The sequence below is a fragment of the Chelatococcus composti genome (assembly GCF_014201415.1).
In the GTDB taxonomy this organism is placed as follows: domain Bacteria; phylum Pseudomonadota; class Alphaproteobacteria; order Rhizobiales; family Beijerinckiaceae; genus Chelatococcus_A; species Chelatococcus_A composti.
Window position 1 is genome coordinate 483,846 of sequence record NZ_JACHEH010000002.1, and the last position, 19,334, is coordinate 503,179.

General features: G+C 68.5%; 20 protein-coding genes. All 20 read left to right on the forward strand.

Going from position 1 to position 19,334, the window contains the following annotated elements:
• Window positions 1-165: 165 nt before the first annotated feature.
• The 20 genes from hslV to rpsA all read left to right on the forward strand — a co-directional run bounded on the left by hslV (window position 166) and on the right by rpsA (window position 19,153).
• Window positions 166-732, forward strand: a complete 567-nt coding sequence (hslV, locus tag HNQ73_RS05545) for an ATP-dependent protease subunit HslV (RefSeq protein ID WP_183333058.1) — start codon at window positions 166-168, stop codon at window positions 730-732.
• Window positions 733-735: 3 nt separating this feature from the next.
• A complete protein-coding gene (locus HNQ73_RS18060; protein WP_276513665.1) occupies window positions 736-870 on the forward strand; it encodes a hypothetical protein in 135 nt (44 codons plus the stop codon).
• A complete protein-coding gene (gene hslU, locus HNQ73_RS05550) occupies window positions 867-2,174 on the forward strand; it encodes an ATP-dependent protease ATPase subunit HslU (RefSeq protein WP_183333060.1) in 1,308 nt (435 codons plus the stop codon). The genes HNQ73_RS18060 and hslU overlap by 4 nt, the downstream gene beginning before the upstream one ends.
• Window positions 2,175-2,213: 39 nt before the next feature.
• Window positions 2,214-3,758: a murein biosynthesis integral membrane protein MurJ gene (gene murJ, locus HNQ73_RS05555; protein ID WP_183333062.1), complete on the forward strand. Its 1,545-nt coding sequence runs from the start codon at window positions 2,214-2,216 to the stop codon at window positions 3,756-3,758.
• A gap of 70 nt (window positions 3,759-3,828) precedes the next feature.
• On the forward strand, window positions 3,829-4,878 hold the full coding sequence (trpS, locus tag HNQ73_RS05560; protein ID WP_183333065.1) for a tryptophan--tRNA ligase: 1,050 nt from the start codon (window positions 3,829-3,831) through the stop codon (window positions 4,876-4,878).
• A gap of 58 nt (window positions 4,879-4,936) precedes the next feature.
• Window positions 4,937-5,434, forward strand: coding sequence for a universal stress protein (locus HNQ73_RS05565; RefSeq protein WP_183333067.1), 498 nt, complete (start codon window positions 4,937-4,939; stop codon window positions 5,432-5,434).
• 147 nt (window positions 5,435-5,581) lie between these two features.
• Window positions 5,582-6,142, forward strand: a complete 561-nt coding sequence (locus HNQ73_RS05570) for a NifU family protein (protein WP_183333069.1) — start codon at window positions 5,582-5,584, stop codon at window positions 6,140-6,142.
• A 91-nt stretch (window positions 6,143-6,233) separates the two neighbouring features.
• Window positions 6,234-6,911 (forward strand): tRNA (adenosine(37)-N6)-threonylcarbamoyltransferase complex dimerization subunit type 1 TsaB, encoded by a 678-nt coding sequence (gene tsaB, locus HNQ73_RS05575; protein WP_183333071.1) that lies wholly within the window; start codon window positions 6,234-6,236, stop codon window positions 6,909-6,911.
• Between the two features lie 24 nt (window positions 6,912-6,935).
• The gene (gene rimI / locus HNQ73_RS05580; protein WP_183333073.1) at window positions 6,936-7,436 is read left to right on the forward strand and encodes a ribosomal protein S18-alanine N-acetyltransferase; all 501 of its coding nucleotides are present in this window, start codon (window positions 6,936-6,938) and stop codon (window positions 7,434-7,436) included.
• A 149-nt stretch (window positions 7,437-7,585) separates the two neighbouring features.
• On the forward strand, window positions 7,586-7,960 hold the full coding sequence (locus tag HNQ73_RS05585; protein WP_244649903.1) for a Fur family transcriptional regulator: 375 nt from the start codon (window positions 7,586-7,588) through the stop codon (window positions 7,958-7,960).
• A 5-nt stretch (window positions 7,961-7,965) separates the two neighbouring features.
• Window positions 7,966-8,760: a lyso-ornithine lipid O-acyltransferase gene (gene olsA, locus HNQ73_RS05590; RefSeq protein WP_183333075.1), complete on the forward strand. Its 795-nt coding sequence runs from the start codon at window positions 7,966-7,968 to the stop codon at window positions 8,758-8,760.
• 124 nt (window positions 8,761-8,884) lie between these two features.
• A complete protein-coding gene (gene miaB / locus HNQ73_RS05595) occupies window positions 8,885-10,255 on the forward strand; it encodes a tRNA (N6-isopentenyl adenosine(37)-C2)-methylthiotransferase MiaB (RefSeq protein WP_183333077.1) in 1,371 nt (456 codons plus the stop codon).
• Between the two features lie 96 nt (window positions 10,256-10,351).
• Window positions 10,352-11,314 (forward strand): PhoH family protein, encoded by a 963-nt coding sequence (locus HNQ73_RS05600; protein WP_183333350.1) that lies wholly within the window; start codon window positions 10,352-10,354, stop codon window positions 11,312-11,314.
• Between the two features lie 2 nt (window positions 11,315-11,316).
• Entirely contained in the window at window positions 11,317-11,808 is a 492-nt protein-coding gene (gene ybeY / locus HNQ73_RS05605; protein ID WP_183333079.1) for an rRNA maturation RNase YbeY, read from the forward strand.
• Between the two features lie 102 nt (window positions 11,809-11,910).
• Complete coding sequence (locus HNQ73_RS05610) at window positions 11,911-13,038, forward strand: hemolysin family protein (RefSeq protein WP_183333081.1); 1,128 nt, start codon at window positions 11,911-11,913, stop codon at window positions 13,036-13,038.
• The gene (gene lnt / locus HNQ73_RS05615) at window positions 13,035-14,663 is read left to right on the forward strand and encodes an apolipoprotein N-acyltransferase (RefSeq protein WP_183333083.1); all 1,629 of its coding nucleotides are present in this window, start codon (window positions 13,035-13,037) and stop codon (window positions 14,661-14,663) included. The genes HNQ73_RS05610 and lnt overlap by 4 nt, the downstream gene beginning before the upstream one ends.
• Window positions 14,660-15,094 (forward strand): helix-turn-helix domain-containing protein, encoded by a 435-nt coding sequence (locus HNQ73_RS05620; RefSeq protein WP_183333085.1) that lies wholly within the window; start codon window positions 14,660-14,662, stop codon window positions 15,092-15,094. Before lnt ends, HNQ73_RS05620 begins: the two co-directional genes overlap by 4 nt.
• Window positions 15,095-15,218: 124 nt before the next feature.
• Window positions 15,219-16,403: a methionine adenosyltransferase gene (gene metK / locus HNQ73_RS05625; protein WP_183333087.1), complete on the forward strand. Its 1,185-nt coding sequence runs from the start codon at window positions 15,219-15,221 to the stop codon at window positions 16,401-16,403.
• A gap of 22 nt (window positions 16,404-16,425) precedes the next feature.
• Window positions 16,426-17,115 (forward strand): tRNA (guanine(46)-N(7))-methyltransferase TrmB, encoded by a 690-nt coding sequence (trmB, locus tag HNQ73_RS05630; RefSeq protein ID WP_183333088.1) that lies wholly within the window; start codon window positions 16,426-16,428, stop codon window positions 17,113-17,115.
• A gap of 334 nt (window positions 17,116-17,449) precedes the next feature.
• Entirely contained in the window at window positions 17,450-19,153 is a 1,704-nt protein-coding gene (gene rpsA / locus HNQ73_RS05635; RefSeq protein ID WP_183333090.1) for a 30S ribosomal protein S1, read from the forward strand.
• Window positions 19,154-19,334 lie beyond the last annotated feature (181 nt).

A 19,334-nucleotide genomic window follows, 5' to 3' on the forward strand; every position in this document is an offset into this window, starting at 1 on the left:
CTTCTAGCAAGCGACGTCGCGCGGCGCCACCCTGCGCTTCGTGCGCCGGCTTGTCACCAGTCCATGTGTCGCGGCTGGCGTTGGCCGACGGGCGAAAAACGCCTACATGAAGGCGACGTTGCAGGATGATCGGCCGGAACCCGGCACGAGAAAATGGTGAGCTTGATGCAGACAGCGGCGGACGGGCAGTTTCACGCGACGACCATCCTCATGGTCCGAAAGGACGGGCGCACCGTGATCGGCGGCGACGGTCAGGTGAGCCTCGGCCAGACGGTGATCAAGGGCAATGCCCGCAAGGTCCGCCGTCTCGCCAAGGGCTCGGTCATCGGCGGCTTCGCCGGCGCGACGGCGGATGCCTTCACCCTCTTCGAGCGGCTGGAGGCCAAGCTCGACCAGTTTCCGGGCCAGCTGATGCGCGCCTGCGTCGAGCTTGCCAAGGACTGGCGCACCGACCGCTACCTGCGCCGCCTCGAGGCGATGATGCTGGTGGCGGACAAGAATATCGGCCTCCTGCTCTCGGGCACGGGCGACGTGCTGGAGCCGGAGGCGATCCACGGGGCGTCCATCATGGCCATCGGCTCAGGCGGCAACTATGCGCTGGCGGCGGCCCGCGCGCTCGCTGACAGTCCCCACGACGCCGAGGAGATCGTGCGCCGCTCGCTCGCCATCGCGGCCGACATCTGCGTCTACACCAACGGCAACATCGTGATCGAAACGCTGGAGAACGCCTGAGGCATGTCCGGCACCGAGGCGGCAGCCGACCGGGTCGGTAAGAAGGTGAACGTTCGGCCGCCGCAGGACAGAAACACGGCGTTCGGCCGCGGGCCGCTCATGGGCCGCGACGGCGCGGCGCAACGAGGACAGCAATGACCAACTTTTCCCCCCGCGAGATCGTTTCCGAGCTCGACCGCTACATCGTCGGGCAGAGGGAGGCCAAGCGCGCCGTGGCCATCGCGCTGCGCAACCGCTGGCGGCGCCAGCAGCTCCAGGGCCCGCTGCGCGAGGAGGTGCTGCCCAAGAACATCCTCATGATCGGCCCCACCGGCTGCGGCAAAACGGAAATCTCGCGCCGCCTTGCGCGGCTCGCCAATGCGCCCTTCCTCAAGGTCGAGGCCACCAAGTTCACCGAGGTCGGCTATGTCGGTCGCGACGTCGAGCAGATCGTGCGCGACCTGCTCGAGGTCGGCATCGCCCTCGTCAGGCAGGCGCGGCGCAAGGACGTGCAGGCCAAGGCCCAGCTTGCCGCCGAAGAGCGGGTGCTCGACGCCCTGGTCGGGACCACCGCCAGCCAGGCAACGCGCGATGCCTTCCGCCGGAAGCTGCGGGCCGGAGAGCTCGACGACAAGGAGATCGAGATCGAGCTGCAGGTGCAGAGCACCGGACTGCCCATGTTCGAGCTGCCCGGCATGCCCGGCGCCTCCGTCGGCGCCATCTCGCTCGGGGACATCTTCGGCAAGGGCTTTGGCACCCGCACCAAGCCCCGGCGCGTGACCGTGCGCGACGCCTACGAGCCTCTGGTGGCGGAGGAAAGCGACAAGCTCATCGACCAAGACCAGATCGTGCAGGAGGCCATCCGCGAGGTCGAGAACAACGGCATCGTCTTCCTCGACGAGATTGACAAGATCTGCGCCCGCGAGGGCCGCGGCGGCGCCGACGTCTCGCGCGAGGGCGTGCAGCGTGACCTCCTGCCTCTTATCGAGGGCACGACGGTCTCGACCAAGCACGGTGCAGTGAAAACCGACCACATCCTGTTTATCGCCTCGGGCGCCTTCCACGTGGCGAAGCCCTCGGACCTGCTGCCGGAGCTGCAGGGTCGCCTGCCCATCCGTGTCGAGCTGTCGTCGCTCGATGAGGCCGACTTCCGGCGCATTCTGACGGAAACGGAGGCGAGCCTCATCAAGCAGGCGGTCGCCATGATGGCGACCGAGGGCGTGGAACTTGTCTTCACAGACGATGCAATCGACGCCATCGCCCACATCGCCGTCGAGGTGAACCGGACCGTCGAGAACATCGGCGCCCGCCGCCTGCAGACCGTTATCGAGCGGGTGCTGGACGACATCTCCTTCACGGCGCCCGACCGCAGCGGCGAGAGGGTTACGATCGACGGCGACTACGTGCGCCGTGAAGTCGGGGAGCTCGCCCAGAATGCTGACCTCAGCCGCTTCATCCTCTGATCGGTTCGGAACCGAATCGATCGAGCGCGGGCCGCGACGGTGAGCGTCGCGCAGGGCGAAGCGACCTCCCGGCTGCCCCGCGCAGGGCTGCTCGTCGGCCTCGGCGCGGCCGGCTCGCGCATCCTCGGCTTCGTGCGAGACGTCGCCATCGCCGCCGTCCTCGGCGCCGGCCCGGTGGCCGATGCCTTCCTCGTCGCCTTCCGGGTGCCGAACCTCGTTCGCCGCGTCCTCGCCGATGGCGGGCTCAACGGGGCTTTCGTGCCGCTGCTCGCCCGCATCGAGAGCGAGAAGGGCGCGGTGGCGGCATCCCGTTTCGCTGCCGAATCGATCGTCGCGACGGCCCTTTTCGGCGCCGCCGTCGTCGCGGCGGTCATACTTTTCGCGCCGTTCGTCGTCATGCTGCTGGCGGCCGGCTATGCGGGCGAGGACGAGCGCCTGGTGCTCGCCGCGTCATACCTGCGCCTCTGCGCGCCCTTCATTGGCCTTTCGCTGGTCGCCGCGCTCCTGACGGCCCTGCTGTCAGCCCGGCGGCGCTTTGCCGCCGTCGCCGCGGTGTCGGTGGCGGCCAATGGCGTGCTCCTCGCTTTCCTCGCCGTGCTTGCCGGCCTTGCGCTGGATGAGGCCCGGGCGGCGATCTGGCTCGCGTGCGGCGTCGGCCTCTCCGGCCTTGTCCAGCTCGGTGCCGTTATGGCGGCCTGCCGCCCGGTATGGCCGGGTCTTGCCCGGCCACGCTGGAGCCCGGACATGGGATGGCTCTTCGCGCTGAGCGGCCCGGCCCTGGTGGCCAACGCCGCCCCGCAGCTCATCGCCGTCGCGGCAACCCAGCTCGCCTCGGCCATACCTTCGGCGGTGTCCTGGTTCTACTACGCCGAGCGACTTGTCCAGTTGCCGCTTTCCTTCGTGTCGCTCGCGGCCGGCATGGTTGTCCTGCCCGAGGTCGTTGCCCGTTCGGCCGGGACGGATGCGCGCCTGGCCATGGTCGCCCGTGCGGGAGAGGCGGCGCTCGCCCTGTCGCTGCCGGCGGCGGCGGCATTTCTCGTCCTCGCCGAGCCGATGGCGGCGGTGCTGTTCGTGCGCGGCGCCTTTACCACCGGGGACGCGGCCATGACGGCGGGCGCGCTGAAGGCTCTCGCCGTCGGCCTGCCGGCGGCGGCGCTGGCGCGCGTCTTCATGCAGGCGGCCATTGCCGAGGGCGAGATGCGGGTGCCCGTCGTCGCCACGCTCGGCGGCATCGTCGCCACCCTGGGCGCGGGGCTTCTCCTGGGTGGCCAGCCCGGTGCCACCGGCGTCTCGCTCGCCATGTCTGCCGGGCTCATGGCGAATGCGGCGTTCCTTCTCCTCTCGCCAGCCGTGCGGCGGGCCGCGACGCGGCTCGAGTGGGGGCGCATCCTGCGGCTCGCGCTGGCGAGCGCCCTCATGGCAGTGGCCGTAGCCGGCCTTGCGACATGGGCGGGAGGCTGGCTGGCTCCCGGCACCCTTGCGGGCATGGTCACCCTCGGCGCCATCTGCCTCGCCGGTCTCGGACTGTACGGCATCCTTTGCCTCGTCCTTGGCGCCGATCCACGGCGGTTCCTGCGCCAGTGAGCCATTTGCCCATCTTGCAGAAAGCGTCTGGCGTTGCGATAAGGCCGCGCCTCGTGTCAGGGAGCAGGCAATGGCGGTTTTCAAGGAACGGGTGTTTTCCGGGGTACAGCCGACGGGCAACCTCCATCTCGGCAACTATCTCGGCGCCATCTCGCGCTTCGTGCCGCTACAGGAGAAGTACGACTGCATCTACTGCGTCGTGGACATGCACGCCATCACCGTGCCGCAGGATCCCAAGGAGCTGCGGCGACAGACCCGCGAGGTGACGGCGGCCTTCCTTGCGGCGGGCATCGACCCGGAGCGGCACATCGTCTTCAACCAGAGCCAGGTGTCGGAGCACGCCGAGCTCGCCTGGGTTTTCAACTGCATCGCCCGCATCGGCTGGCTCAACCGCATGACGCAGTTCAAGGAGAAGGCCGGCAAGAACCGCGAGAACGCCTCGGTCGGGCTCTACGCCTATCCCACGCTGATGGCGGCGGACATCCTCGCCTACCGCGCCACACACGTTCCCGTCGGTGAGGACCAGAAGCAGCACCTCGAGCTGACGCGCGACGTGGCACAGAAGTTCAACAACGACTATGCCGCGTCCATCGCCGAGCATGGATACGGCGATGCCTTCTTCCCGCTGACCGAGCCATTGATCCAGGGCCCGGCCATGCGCATCATGTCGCTGCGCGACGGCTCCAAGAAGATGTCGAAGTCGGACCCCTCCGACTATTCGCGCATCAACCTCACGGACGATGCCGACACCATCGCCCAGAAGATCCGCAAGGCCAAGACGGACCCGGAACCGCTGCCGAGCGAGGAGGCGGGGCTCGCCAACCGTCCCGAGGCGGCCAACCTCGTCGGCATCTTCGCGGCGCTCAAGGGGGTGGAGAAGGCGGACGTGCTGCGCGAGTTCGGCGGCGCCCAGTTCTCCTCCTTCAAGAGCGCCCTCGTCGACCTCGCCGTGGAGAAGATGGGCCCGATCGGCGCCGAGATGAAGCGCCTCATCGCTGATCCCGGCTACATCGACGACGTGCTTGGCCGTGGCGCGGAGCGGGCGCGCGTCATCGCGCGCGAGACGCTCGACGCGGTTTACGACATCGTCGGCTTCATTCGTTCCGCGCGTAACAGTTGATCCTCGCCGCACTGCTTGGCAGCATCGGACGACAGCGGCGGACACGAGGCGGTGGTCGATGACCGGCAAGCGGCGGCGATCCTATGAAGCGGGCCATCGCGCCAAGTTCCTGGTGGTGGTCGACGACACGCCCGAATGCGACCGGGCCATCTACTTCGCCGCCCGGCGGGCGGCGCGCACCGGCGTCACGGTGACGCTGCTCAGCATCGTCCCGCCCGGCGAGTACCAGCACTGGCTCGGTGTCGGCGAGCTCATGCAGGCCGAGGCGGAGGAGGAGGCGAACAGCCTTCTCGACAATGCGAGCGCCCGCGTGCGCGACATCGCCGGGCTCGAGCCGGAGCGCGTCGTGCGCGTCGGCAACAAGTCCGAGGAGATCGTCCGCCACATCGAGGAGGACGAGGACATCGCCCTCCTCGTGCTCGCGGCTGGCACGGGCTCGGAAGGACCGGGGCCCCTCGTCTCGATGATGGCGGGCAAGGCGGCGTCGAGCTTTCCCATCCCTGTCGCCATCGTGCCGGGCCACCTCACCGACGAGGAAATCGACGCGCTCGCCTGAGCGGTCCCGCGCAGAAGGCTTGCGCGGGACAAAAGAACCGCCACATTGAAAGGTGTATTCGCTGTTGGAATCGTTCTAGGTACGATCCGACAGCGGCAGCATTTGTCACCGCCGGTTCTTGACCCGGACGCGTGAGGAGAGACCCGAATGTTCATCCAGACCGAAGCCACGCCAAACCCGGCGACCCTGAAGTTCCTGCCAGGGCGCGTCGTCCTGCCCGAGGGCACGCTCGACCTGCGGGCCGGCGAGGACGCCTCGCGCTCGCCGCTCGCCGAGCGGCTGTTCGCCATCGATGGCGTGGCTGCCGTCTTCTTCGGCTACGACTTCATCACCGTGACGAAGGCGAGCGGCGAGTGGCAGCACCTGAAGCCCGCCATCCTCGGTGCCATCATGGAGCACTTCATGTCGGGTGCTCCGCTCCTGCGCGAGAACGCCACCGTCGACACGGACGATGCCGACGAGTTTTTCGCCGAAGAGGATGCCGCGACGGTCGAGACCATCAAGGAGCTGCTCGAGACGCGCGTGCGCCCGGCGGTCGCCGGCGATGGCGGCGACATCACCTTCCGCGGCTATCGCGACGGGGTGGTCTATCTCGCCATGAAGGGCTCGTGCTCGGGGTGCCCCTCCTCGACGGCGACGCTCAAGCACGGCATCCAGAATCTCCTGCAGCACTTCCTGCCCGACGTGCGTGAGGTCGAGGCCGTCTGAGGAGCCGGCAAGGCTCCAGCAAGGGCGTGAAAAACGGTTGCCAGCGCCGCGCACGCCGATCTAGAGGACGTGCCAGCGAGGGAGACTTCAGTTGCGCGTTCTCGGCATCGACACGGCGCTCGGCGCCTGTTCCGCCTGCGTTCTCGACGGCAGCACGGTTGTTGCGGAAGAGACCCTGGTGCTCGACCGCGGCCATGCCGAGGCGCTGCTGCCGCTCATCGAGCGCGTCATGGCAGCCGTGCCGGGCGGTTTCGAATCGCTCGACCGTGTGGCGGTCACGGTCGGTCCCGGCAGCTTCACGGGCCTGCGTGTCGGGATCTCGGCGGCTCGCGCCATCGGGCTTGCGGCCGGCGTGCCTGTGGTCGGCGTCACCACCCTGTCGGCCTTCCTGGCGCCGCTCGTTGCAGCGGGCGGCAATCGCCTCAACGCTGCGGCCATCGATGCCCGCCACGGCCACCTCTACTTCCAGTGCATCGCAGCGGGCGGCCGCACCATCGTGCCGGCTCGCCACGTCTCGGTGCGCGATGCCGCCCGCGTCATCGGCTCCGGGCCCATGACCATCGCCGGCTCTGGCGCAGCGATTCTCGGCAACGAGCTGCGCAATCTCGGCGTCGACGCCAAGATCGCCGATGCCGAGATCGCCCCGCACATTGCCTGGGTGGCGCGGCTCGGCATGGCCGCCGACCCTGCGACGGCGCTGCCCAAGCCCGTCTACCTGCGCGCGCCCGACGCCAAGCCGCAGGAGCACATGCGCATTCCCCGACGCTGAGCCTCCGGTGATAATCGGCCCGCCATGATCTTCGACCGCTGGCTAAGCCGCGCCTCGTCCAGCCCGCCAGCGGCCGCCGTCAGGCCGCTGGCGCCGGCCGATGCGACGACCGTTGCGGCCATTCATGCCGCCTCCTTCGCCCGCGGCTGGGAGGCGGGGGAATTCGAGCGGCTCATCGCTGCAGGCAACAGCGTTGGCGACGGCATCCTCGCGCCGGACGGACGTACGCTCGACGGCTTCGCCCTGTCGCGAGTCGCTGCCGACGAGGCGGAGATCCTCACAATCGCTGTGGCGAAGGCGCGGCGCGGCCGGGGGCTAGGCCGCAGGTTGCTCGCCCACCATCTCGGCTCGCTCGCCGCACGCGGTGCCCGGCGCGTCTTTCTCGAGGTGGAGGCCGAGAACGCCGCGGCCCTGGCGCTCTACCGCGGCTTTGGCTTCGAGGAGATCGGCCGCCGGCAGGGCTATTATCGCAAGGCCGATGGCAGCACTGCGACGGCGATCGTCATGGCGCGCGACCTGCTGTGAGCCCGGTTGCCGGCCGGCATGGACGCGCGCCGTCCGGCTTCCTATAAGATCAGCATGACGAGGAAAGGGAGACGGGCTGCTTGGCGGGGGTGAAGCGCAGATTGCAGGGGAACGCCATTGAACGCGCCTGCGTCGCTCGCGGGATGCGGATGACCGGGCCGCGTCGCGTCATTGCCAAGGTGCTCGGCGACGCCACCGACCATCCAGACGTCGTGGAGCTGCACCGGCGTGCGGCGGCCGTCGACGAGCGCATCTCGTTGTCGACCGTCTACCGCACCGTCAAGCTCTTCGAGGACCAGGGCATCATCGAGCGTCACCAGTTCGGAGACGGCCGTGCGCGCTACGAGCGCGCCCCGAAGGAGCACCACGACCATCTCATCGACATGAATACCGGCGACGTGATCGAGTTCCACTCCGAAGAGATCGAGCGGCTGCAGGCCGAGATCGCCCGGCGTCTCGGTTACCGCCTGGTGCACCACCGACTCGAGCTCTATGCCGTGCCGCTCGAGGACGAGTCGGACTGAACGGCATGCTGTCGCTGCGGGGTATCCTGCGTCTGTCGCTCATCGTGCCGGCGACGCTGATCGGCATTCCGCTGCAGGCACTCGCGGTCAGGCTCGACAGCCGCGCCGCGCGCATCATTCCGCTCCTCTACCATCGCTTTGTCTGCCGGGTGCTCGGCATCCGCATCAAGGTGGAGGGCACGCCGCCCAACGGGCGCGAGGCGACCCTCATCCTCGCCAACCACGTCTCCTGGCTCGACATTCCCGTCATCTCGACGCTGACGCCGCTCTCTTTCATCGCCAAGGCGGAGGTGAACAGCTGGCCCATCGTCGGCCTGCTTGCGCGCCTGCAGCGCACGGTCTTCATCGACCGCACGCGCCGCAAGGCCACCGCGACCACCAACGTCGAGGTGGCGCGCCGGCTGCGGCGGGGTGACGTCATGGTGCTCTTTGCGGAGGGCACAACCGGGGATGGCCTGCGCATCCTGCCTTTCCGCTCCGCCCTCGTCGGCGCGGCCCGCGAGGCCGTGGCCGATGCAGATGCACCATCGGAAATCGTGCTGAGGCCCCTCGCCATCACCTACGTCGGCCGCCAGGGCCTGCCGCTCAGTCGCAGCGACCGTCCCGGGATCGCCTGGCACGGGGACATGGAGCTGGCGCCGCATCTTGCTGCGGTCCTCTCCGGGGCGCCGCTCGACGTGCGCATCACCTGGGGCGAGCCCATTCCCTTCAACGGCGAGAGCGACCGCAAGCAGGCCACGCGGTGGGCGGAAGAGGTGGTGAGGGCCGCGACGCGGGCAGCGCGGGCGGCCGGCCCCTGAGGCGCGGGGCGCGTCATTCCCGCGCCATCTTGCCTTGCCTATTCTCTCGGAAGGCGAGAAGCCTTAAACAGGAAAAGCGGCGGACGACCCGGCGCAAGAGTCAAAAGCGGGTGGCAGACAGGCAGTGAAGAAGGTTTTCGTCAAATCCTACGGCTGTCAGATGAACGTCTACGATGCCGAGCGCATGGCGGACGCCCTGGCAGCCAGGGGCTACGTTGAGGCCGGAACGGCCGAGGAGGCCGATCTCGTCATCCTCAACACCTGCCACATCCGCGAGAAGGCCGCCGAAAAGGTCTATTCGGAACTCGGCCGCCTGCGCGAGATGAAGAAGGAGCGCGCGGCCAAGGGGCGTCAGACGCAGATCGTCGTCGCTGGCTGCGTGGCCCAGGCCGAGGGCGGCGAGATCGTGCGCCGCGCGCCGGTGGTCGACCTCGTGGTGGGCCCGCAGAGCTATCACCGCCTGCCCGAGCTGCTCGCCGAGGCGAGCGTGCGGCCCGGCGTCGTCGACACGGAGTTCCCGGCCGAGGACAAGTTCGACCATCTGCCGGCCCCGGCGCGGGAGAAAATCCGCGCCCGCGGTGTCTCCGCCTTCCTCACCGTGCAGGAGGGCTGCGACAAGTTCTGCACCTTCTGCGTCGTGCCCTACACGCGCGGCGCCGAGGTCTCCCGCCCCGTCGCCAAGATCCTCGCCGAGGCTGAGCGGCTGGCGGATGCGGGCGTGCGCGAGATCACCATCATCGGCCAGAACGTCAACGCCTATCACGGTGAGGGCCCGGACGGGCGCGACTGGACGCTCGGCATGCTGTTGCACCGACTCGCCGAGGTGCCGGGCATCGCGCGCCTGCGCTACACGACGAGCCATCCGCGCGACATGGACGAGACGCTGATCGCCGCCCATCGCGACCTGCCTGCGCTGATGCCCTATCTCCATCTGCCGGTGCAGGCCGGTTCCGACCGGATCCTCGCCGCCATGAACCGCCGCCACAGCGCCGACGACTACCGGCGCATCATCGACGCCGTGCGCAAAGCGCGACCGGACATCGCGCTGTCGTCCGACTTCATCGTGGGATTTCCCGGCGAGAGCGACGCCGACTTCGAGGACACGATGCGCCTCGTTGCCGACGTCGGCTTCGCCAGCGCCTATTCCTTCAAGTACAGCCCGCGCCCCGGCACGCCGGCGGCGGACATGGAGGAGCAGGTGCCCGAGCCCGTCAAGGCCGAGCGGCTCGCGCGCCTGCAGGCGGCTCTCGACGAGAGCCGGCGCGCCTTCAACGCCGCGACCGTCGGGCGCACGGTCGACGTCCTCATCGAGCGGCCCGGCCGCCATCCCGGCCAGCTCGCCGGCAAGTCGCCCTACCTGCAGGCGGTGCAGCTCGAGGCCGCGGATCTGGCCATTGGCGACATCGTGCCGGTCGAGATCGTCGAGATGGCTCCCAACAGCCTGTTCGGCCGGCTCGCCGCCCGCCCGCCCGAGGAAAGGGCAAGCGCAGCCTAGGACGCGAGGAGAACGAGCTTGAAGCCAGACGATGGTCTGCCGCAGCGTCAGAAGGACAAGTCGCAGGCCTTTGGCGGTGTCCGCGATGCCCCGGAGATCAAGATCGCCTTCGACGACAACCGGCTCGCCAGCGTCGTAGCCGGCCAGTACGACCAGAACCTCGCCCATCTGGAGCGACGGCTCGGCGTGCTCGCCAACGCCAACGGCAACCACATCGTCATCCGCGGCTCGAGCGAGGCGGCCGAGCAGGCGCGCCGCGTGCTGCAGAGCCTCTACGAGCGGGCGCGCGCGGGCGAGATCGTCTCCATCGGTGATGTCGACGGCGCCATTGCCGAGAGCGCCCGCCAGGGTTCGCTCTTCCCGCCGTCGGACGACGCGCAGCAGCGGTCGACCTTCGAGCAGATCGCGACCCGCAAGCGCGGCGCCGTCAGGGCGCGCAACGCGGCGCAGGACGCCTACCTGCGTCTCCTGCGGCGCTGCGAGCTCGTCTTTGCCGAGGGTCCGGCCGGCACCGGCAAGACGTGGCTTGCCGTGGGCCATGCCGTCTCGCTCCTCGAGCAGGGCGTGGTCGAGCGGCTCATCCTCTCGCGCCCGGCGGTGGAGGCGGGTGAGCGCCTCGGCTTCCTGCCCGGCGACATGCGCGAGAAGGTCGATCCGTATCTCAGGCCCGTCTACGACGCGCTCTATGACTTCATGGAGGCGCGCCACGTGGAGCGGGGCCTGTCCACCGGCGTCATCGAGATCGCGCCGCTCGCCTTCATGCGCGGGCGCACGCTCACCAATGCCGCCATCCTGCTCGACGAGGCGCAGAACTGCACCTCCATGCAGATGAAGATGTTCCTGACCCGTCTCGGCGAAGGCTCGCGCATGATCGTGACGGGCGATCCCTCGCAGATCGACCTGCCGCCGGGGCAGATGTCCGGCCTCGTCGAGGCCGTGCGCATCCTCGACGGCGTCGAGGGGATCGGCCGCATCACCTTCAAGGAGGAGGACGTGGTGCGGCACGATCTCGTGCGCCGCATCGTCAAGGCCTATGAAGAGGCCGGCCGGGGGAGCTGAAGGTGAGCGGCGCCAACATCGACATTGCCGTCGAGAGCGAGGGCTGGGACGAGCTTGCCGGCGCGGACGTGCTCGTGGCGCGCGCGGCGCAGGCGGCGCTCGATGCGGGCGGGCGCCCCGTCGCACCAGGCGCCGAGGTGAGCATCGTCCTTTCCGACGACGAGACAGTGCGTGCGCTCAACGCCCGCTGGCGCGGCAAGGACAAGCCGACGAACGTGCTGTCCTTTCCCGCCTGCGCCCCTGAACAGCTGGCCTCGGCGCCCCATATTGGCGATGTCATCATCGCCTTCGAGACGACGAGGCGGGAGGCGGACGAGGAGGGCAAGGCCCTTGCCGACCACCTTTCCCATCTCGTCGTGCATGGGATGTTGCATCTTCTCGGTTATGATCACGAGACCGACGTCGAGGCCGAGGAGATGGAAGGTCTCGAGGTCCGCATCCTGGCGGGGCTCGGCATCGCCGATCCCTACGCCGGTGCGGTGCCGGGCGAGTGAACGGGGGCGGGAAGACCGGCCCCGCGTGTATGTCTGTGCATGAAGCGCCTCGAAGGAGGGCCCCCGGCCCTGGCGCTCATGCTCCTGGAGCCAAGAAGGACGATGAGCGAGGATCGAAGTTCGAGCGAGGAAGCAAGGTCCGCCTCCCATGGGCGAGACGGCGAGCACGAAAGCTGGATAGACCGGCTCCTCACGGGCCTCAGGCTGAAGCCCGGCCCCTCAATCCGCGAGGATCTCGCGGATGCGCTCGACACCAATCTGCCCGGCGGCGAGTTCACGCCGATCGAGCGTTCCCTTCTCAAGAATGTCCTGTCGCTGCGCGAGTTGCGCGTCAATGACGTGATGGTGCCGCGCGCCGACATCGTTGCCGTGCAGGCCTCCGCCACGCTGGCGACCGTTCTGCACCTGTTCCGCACCGCCGGCCATTCGCGGATTCCCGTTTACGGCGAGAATCTCGACGAGCCGCTCGGCATGGTTCACATCCGGGACTTCGTCGACTACATCGCGGCGCGCGCCGAGACGGCGGGCCGCGAGCGCCTGCGCCGCAGCCCGGGCCGCGGCCGCAGCGACGCGTCGGCGGAAGTGCAGGCCGAGGCCATGCGGATCGGGGTCGATCTCGAGGCCCCGCTCTCGGGCGCCAACATCCTGCGCCCCGTGCTCTTCGTGCCGCCGTCCATGCCGGCGATGGACCTGCTCGTGAAGATGCAGACTTCCCGCACACACATGGCCCTCGTCATCGACGAGTATGGCGGCACCGACGGCCTCGTCTCCATGGAAGACATCGTGGAGATGATCGTCGGCGACATTGAGGACGAGCACGACGACGAGGAGGCGGCGCAGATCGTGGCCGACGGCGAGGGCCGCTGGATCGTCGACGCGCGTACCAGCCTCGAGGACGTCTCGGAGGAGCTCGGCGTCGAGCTCGCCGACGCGGACATTGCCGAGGAGGTCGATACGCTCGGCGGCCTCATTGTCACGCTGGCCGGCCGCGTGCCGGTGCGCGGCGAGCTGGTGTCGGGGCCAGACAGCCTCGAGTTCGAGGTTCTCGATGCGGACCCCCGCCGGCTGAAGAAGATCCGCATCCACAAGGTCAAGGCCGGGCTGGCGCCGGCGCGCCGCGCCGGCCGCAGGGCGGAGGCCGACACACCCGCGACGATGCCTCCCGCGGCCGGAACAGCGCCCGCGGCGCCCGACACGCTCGAGGACCAGACGCCGGGAGCCGCCGCTTGACGCTCGCTGACTTTGCGCGCGCCGTCGTCCTGTCCTGGGGTTGGCGACGGCGCGTTGCTGCCTTCGTCGCGGGGGCGGTCGGCGCCCTAGCCATGCCCCCCTTCGGGCTCTGGCCTGTCCTAGCCCTCAGCCTGCCGGTCGCCGTCTGGCTCATCGACGGCGCCGGCGGGCGCACGCCCATGCGCACGGCGCTGGCAGCCGCGGCCATCGGCTGGTGGTTCGGCTTCGGCTATTTCCTCGCCGGCCTCTGGTGGCTCGGCGCCGCCTTCCTGGTAGAGGCAGAGGAATTCGCCTGGGCGCTGCCGCTCGGCGTGCTCGGCCTGCCCGCCGGCCTCGCCTTCTTCCCTGCTTTCGGCTTCGGCGTCGCGCGACTTCTGTGGTCCCCCGGCCCGGCGCGGATCCTCGCCTTCGCGGCAGGCCTTGCCACGGCCGAATGGCTGCGGGGCCATATCCTCACGGGTTTTCCGTGGAACAGCCTTGGCCTGGCTCTTGGGCAGGAGCTGTACCTGGCGCAGGCCGCCGCCCTTGTCGGGCTCTACGGCCTCACGGTCCTCGCGGCAGCCGCTTTCGCGGCTCCGGCAACGCTTGCGGATGAGGGCGGGCGCTGGCGCCGGCTGGGGCCAAGCGCCGCAGGACTCGCCGTTCTCGCGGCCATGGCGGGCTATGGCCTCTGGCGCGTGCCCTCTGCGCCCTCGCCGACCGTGCCGGGTGTGGTGCTGCGGATCATGCAGCCCAACCTGCCGCAGGATGCCAAGTTCCGGCCGGAGAATCGGGAGGCGATCCTCAACCACTATCTCGCGCTCAGCGAGAACGGCCCTGCCGACGGGCCGGCAGGTATGGACGGTGTCACGCATCTCGTCTGGCCGGAGAGTGCCTTTCCCTTCCTCCTCGCGCGCGACCCGGATGCCCTCGGCGCCATCGCGGCGCTGCTGCCGCCCGGAGCCGTGCTCGTTACCGGCGCGGCGCGCGCCATGGAGCCGCTGCCCGGCGAGACGAGCCTGCGCTTCTTCAACGCTATCCAGGTCGTCGACGACGAAGGCCGCATCACCGGCATATACGACAAGGTGCACCTCGTGCCCTTCGGCGAATATCTGCCGCTCGACGGGCTGCTGCGCCGCCTTGGCCTGCGCCAGTTCGTGCATGCGCCCGGCGGCTTCGAGGCAGGGCGGGAGCGGACACTGCTGCCCGTGCCCGGCCTGCCGCCCGTCGCTGGACTGATCTGCTACGAGGCGATCTTTCCGGGTGAGGTGTTGCCGCAGGACGGGACGCGCCCGGGCGTATTCGTCAACGTCACGAACGATGCCTGGTTCGGCAAGACGCCCGGTCCCTACCAGCACATGGCGCAGGCCCGGCTGCGCAGCATAGAGCAGGGCATCCCCCTCATCCGGGCGGCGAACACGGGTATCTCGGCGGTCGTCGACGGCTACGGCCGGCTCGTCGCCTCACTGCCGCTCGGGGCCGAAGGCGTCCTCGACGCCTCCTTGCCTGAAGCCCTGCCAGCCACGATTTATGCAAGATCGGGGGATGTGATATTCTGGTTTCTCACATTGAGTGCCGCCGTCGGCGCAATGGTCGCACGGCGAGGTGGCCGGACGGATCGCGACGAACGGATGGGAAGACGATGAAAACAACGCCTGCGAGCGTCAAGAAGGTCCCTAATCCGATCGACAAGCACGTCGGGAGCCGGGTGCGCATGCGACGCATGTTCATCGGCATGAGCCAGGAAAAACTCGGCGAATCCCTCGGCCTCACCTTCCAGCAGGTGCAGAAGTACGAGAAGGGCACCAACCGCATCGGTGCGAGCCGGTTGCAGCAGATCGCCAAGGTGCTCGGCGTGCCGGTGGAATTTTTCTTCGACGGCGCCCCGACGGCCGATGGTGTGCCGAGCGGCGGTTTCGCCGAGGCGCCGTCCTCGAGCTATGTGTCCGACTTCCTGTCGACGAATGAGGGCGTGCAGCTCACCAAGGCCTTCATCCGCATCAAGGACGCAAAGGTGCGCCGGCGGATCGTCGACCTCGTGGTCGCGCTTGCCGACTTGGAGGGCGAGGAGGGCTGAGTCCCTCCCCGTTCGCTCTATCGAACACGTCCGTCATTCCATCTTGACCCTGCGCGCCGGGGCTGTCACAAAACCTCGCCCTTTGGGCTAGGTCGCCTTCACGTGGGACGAAAGGATCGGGAACGTGGCGCGTTCGGACTATCTCTTCACCAGCGAATCCGTGTCGGAAGGCCATCCTGACAAGGTTTGCGACCGGATTTCCGACACGGTCGTCGATGCCTATCTCAGCGCCATGCCGGAGGCGCGCGTTGCCTGCGAGACCCTCGCGACCACCAATCGCGTTGTCATCGCCGGCGAGGTGCGCGGCCCGTCCGACATCACGAACGAATACGTTGCCCATCTCGCACGCCTCGCCATCAAGGACATCGGCTACGAGCAGGACGGCTTCCACTGGGAGACGGCCAAGATCGACGTCTACCTGCACGCCCAGTCGGCGCACATCGCGCAGGGCGTGGACGCCTCCGGCAACAAGGACGAAGGGGCGGGTGACCAGGGCATCATGTTCGGCTACGCCTGCCGCGAGACGCCCGCGCTGATGCCCGCGCCGATCTACTATGCCCACGAGATCCTCAAGACGCTCAGCGCCGCCCGCAAGTCCGGCGAGACCGGCCTGCTCGGCCCGGACGCCAAGAGCCAGGTGACGGTGCGCTACGCCGACGGCAAGCCGGTCGGTGTCACCCAGATCGTGGTCTCGACCCAGCACATCGAGCACCATAACGGCAGGGAACTGACGTCCAACGACATCCGCTCGATCGTCGAGCCCTACGTGCGCAAGTCGCTACCCGAGGGCTGGATCGACAACCAGACCGTCTGGCACGTCAATCCGACCGGCAAGTTCGTCATCGGCGGTCCGGATGGCGACTGCGGCCTGACGGGCCGCAAAATCATCGTCGACACCTACGGCGGTGCAGCTCCGCACGGTGGCGGCGCCTTCTCCGGCAAGGATCCGACCAAGGTGGACCGGTCGGCTGCCTATGCAGCGCGCTACCTCGCCAAGAATGTCGTGGCCGCGGGCCTCGCCCAGCGCTGCACCATCCAGCTCTCCTATGCCATCGGCGTGTCCAAGCCGCTGTCGCTCTACGTCGACCTGCACGGCACGGGCGAGGTGGAGGAGGCGCGGCTCGAGCGCGTGCTCGCCGAGGTGATGGACCTGTCGCCGCGCGGTATTCGCCAGCATCTCGGCCTCAACCGGCCAATCTACGCCCGCACGGCCGCCTACGGCCACTTCGGCCGCACCCCCGACGCGGACGGCGGCTTCTCCTGGGAGCGTACCGATCTCGTTGACGCCATCCGCAGCGCACTTCGCTGAGGCGGACAAACGGACGACGGGCATGGTTGCGGAGCAGGACAGGGGCGGCGCCTTCTACGGGCGCCGCAAGGGCCACAGGCTGCGCGACAACCATGCCCGCCTGATAGCCGAGGTGCTGCCGCGCCTGCGCCTGCCCGCGGGGGCGGATCCGCTCGACCTTCCCGGCCTCTTTCCGCATCCGGTCAGCGACATCTGGCTCGAGATCGGCTTCGGCGGCGGCGAGCACCTGCTCGCCCGGGCTCGCGAGAACCCTGACGTCGGTTTCATCGGCTGCGAGCCCTTCGTCAACGGCATGGCGAAGCTCCTTGCCGGGGTTGAGGAGCACGGCGTTTCCAACCTGCGCGTCTGGGACGACGATGCGGTGCGCGTTCTGCCGCGCCTGCCCGCGGGCTCCATCGGGCGCGTCTTCGTGCTCTATCCGGACCCGTGGCCGAAGCGCCGCCACCGCAAGCGCCGCTTCATCGGTCTGGAAACCCTCGCCGCACTCGCCCGCATCATGCGGCCCGGTGCGGAGCTGCGCTTCGCCACCGACATCGACGACTATGCCGCCTGGACGCTGGCACGCGTCGCGCGCAGCGGTCTCTTCGACTGGCAGGCCGAGCGGGCCGACGACTGGCGCCGTCCCTGGGCGGGCTGGCCCGGCACCCGCTATGAGGCCAAGGCCCTGCGCGAGGGCCGCTCGCCGATGTATCTCACGTTCGTGCGGCGCTGAGCGGCAGCTTTTGCCTGTTGCTCCGCCCGTTTCCGCTTGTGGAAAAGACGCGTTTTCGTTATGACACCTCCGTTCGGTGGGGCGCTGCATCCTGTGTGCGGCGGAGTTGCCATTTGGTAATGGGCTTCGTGCCGCAAGACCCCGCTCCCCGACGTGATCAGACGCTCTCCGTCGCCGGTTTTGAAGACGCCGGCACGGCCGCCCGGAACGCAAGGTGCAGACGGGCGGCCACTACCGCGTGGAATGTTCGGCATTTCAGGCGGCCGGCGACAGGGAGCGTAATGCAACACCAGCCGCCGGCGTTGTCCGCCTTGAACAGGCGTTAGGAGACCGAATGTCCGTATCCGCTCACCAGGCCCCGTCCCGTGAAGATTTCGCGGCGCTTCTCGAAGAGTCCTTTGCGCAGTCCGAACCCGTCGAGGGGACGGTCGTCAAGGGCCGCGTCGTTGCCATCGAGAAGGACGTCGCCGTCATCGATATCGGCCTGAAGACCGAAGGCCGTGTCCCTCTCAAGGAATTCGTCGGTCCGGGTCGGGACCAGTCGCTCCAGGTGGGCGACGAGGTCGAGGTTTACCTGGAGCGCATCGAGAATGCGCTCGGTGAAGCCGTCATCTCGCGCGACAAGGCGCGCCGCGAAGAGAGCTGGGTCAAGCTCGAGAAGGCCTTCGAGGCCAACGAGAAGGTCACCGGCATCATCTTCAACCAGGTCAAGGGCGGCTACACCGTCGACCTCGACGGTGCCGTGGCATTCCTGCCGCGTTCGCAGGTCGACATCCGCCCGGTGCGCGACGTCACCCCGCTCATGGGTGTGCCGCAGCCGTTCCAGATCCTCAAGATGGACCGCCGCCGCGGCAACATCGTCGTCTCGCGCCGTACGGTGCTCGAGGAGACGCGCGCCGAGGCCCGCTCCGAGCTCGTGGCCAACCTCGAGGAAGGTCAGGTCGTCGAGGGTGTCGTCAAGAACATCACCGAGTACGGTGCGTTCGTCGACCTCGGCGGCATCGACGGCCTGCTGCATGTCACCGACATGGCGTGGCGTCGCGTCAACCACCCGACCGACGTCGTCTCCATCGGCCAGACCGTCAAGGTCAAGATCATCAAGATCAACCACGAGACGCACCGCATCTCGCTCGGCATCAAGCAGCTGCTGGCCGATCCGTGGGAGGGCATTGCGAGCCGCTACCCGGTCAACGCCCGCTTTAAGGGCCGCGTGACGAACATCACCGACTACGGTGCGTTCGTCGAGCTCGAGCCGGGCATCGAGGGCCTCATCCACGTCTCCGAGATGAGCTGGACGAAGAAGAACGTCCACCCCGGCAAGATCGTGTCGACCTCCCAGGAGGTCGAGGTGCAGATCCTTGAGGTCGACCCGGTCAAGCGCCGCATCTCGCTGGGTCTCAAGCAGACCCTGCAGAACCCGTGGGATGCATTCGCCGAGAAGTTCCCGATCGGCTCGATCGTCGAGGGCGAGGTCAAGAACAAGACCGAGTTCGGTCTCTTCATCGGCCTCGAGGGCGATGTGGACGGCATGGTCCACCTGTCGGATCTCGACTGGAATCGTCCCGGCGAGCAGGTCATCGAGGAGTTCAAGAAGGGCGACGTGGTGCGTGCCGTCGTTCTCGACGTTGACGTCGAGAAGGAGCGCATCTCGCTCGGCATCAAGCAGCTTGAGGGCGACCCCTTCGCCGACGCCGGCGACATCAAGAAGGGCTCTGTCGTCACCTGCGAGGTGCTGGAGGTGAAGGATTCCGGCATCGAGGTGAAGATCGTCGACACCGACATGACCGCCTTCATCCGCCGCGCCGAGCTGGCGCGCGACCGCTCCGAGCAGCGCCCCGAGCGCTTCGCCCCGGGCGAGAAGGTCGATGCGCGCGTCGTGCAGTTCGACCGCAAGGCCCGTCGTATCCAGCTCTCCATCAAGGCCCTTGAGGTCGCGGAGGAGAAGGAGGCGATCGCCCAGTACGGCTCGACCGATTCGGGCGCCTCGCTCGGTGACATCCTCGGCGCAGCCCTCAAGCGCGCCAACGAGAAGAAGTAAGCCTTCGCGCGCTGCTGCGGGGCGCTCCTGCCGCTCCGCAGCGCCTGTGAGGCGACCTGACCAAACGACCCGCCCGGCCTCCGGGCGGGTTTTGCTTTGCTTGCATTTTGTCACGCCCCGCCTTGCCCGTGACCGGGGCCGGGGCTAGTGTCCACCGCGTTCCGATCAGCAAAGAGCCGAG

Bases quoted from the DNA above. Each gene is read 5' to 3' on its own strand.
- rpsA (WP_183333090.1), top strand. From the start codon at position 17,450: ATGTCCGTATCCGCTCACCAGGCCCCGTCCCGTGAAGATTTCGCGGCG.
- hslU (WP_183333060.1), top strand. From the start codon at position 867: ATGACCAACTTTTCCCCCCGCGAGATCGTTTCCGAGCTCGACCGCTAC.
- trmB (WP_183333088.1), top strand. From the start codon at position 16,426: ATGGTTGCGGAGCAGGACAGGGGCGGCGCCTTCTACGGGCGCCGCAAG.
- olsA (WP_183333075.1), top strand. From the start codon at position 7,966: ATGCTGTCGCTGCGGGGTATCCTGCGTCTGTCGCTCATCGTGCCGGCG.
- HNQ73_RS05620 (WP_183333085.1), top strand. From the start codon at position 14,660: ATGAAAACAACGCCTGCGAGCGTCAAGAAGGTCCCTAATCCGATCGAC.
- HNQ73_RS05565 (WP_183333067.1), top strand. From the start codon at position 4,937: ATGACCGGCAAGCGGCGGCGATCCTATGAAGCGGGCCATCGCGCCAAG.
- trpS (WP_183333065.1), top strand. From the start codon at position 3,829: ATGGCGGTTTTCAAGGAACGGGTGTTTTCCGGGGTACAGCCGACGGGC.
- HNQ73_RS05610 (WP_183333081.1), top strand. From the start codon at position 11,911: ATGAGCGAGGATCGAAGTTCGAGCGAGGAAGCAAGGTCCGCCTCCCAT.
- HNQ73_RS05585 (WP_244649903.1), top strand. From the start codon at position 7,586: ATGACCGGGCCGCGTCGCGTCATTGCCAAGGTGCTCGGCGACGCCACC.
- HNQ73_RS18060 (WP_276513665.1), top strand. From the start codon at position 736: ATGTCCGGCACCGAGGCGGCAGCCGACCGGGTCGGTAAGAAGGTGAAC.
- rimI (WP_183333073.1), top strand. From the start codon at position 6,936: ATGATCTTCGACCGCTGGCTAAGCCGCGCCTCGTCCAGCCCGCCAGCG.
- hslV (WP_183333058.1), top strand. From the start codon at position 166: ATGCAGACAGCGGCGGACGGGCAGTTTCACGCGACGACCATCCTCATG.
- HNQ73_RS05570 (WP_183333069.1), top strand. From the start codon at position 5,582: ATGTTCATCCAGACCGAAGCCACGCCAAACCCGGCGACCCTGAAGTTC.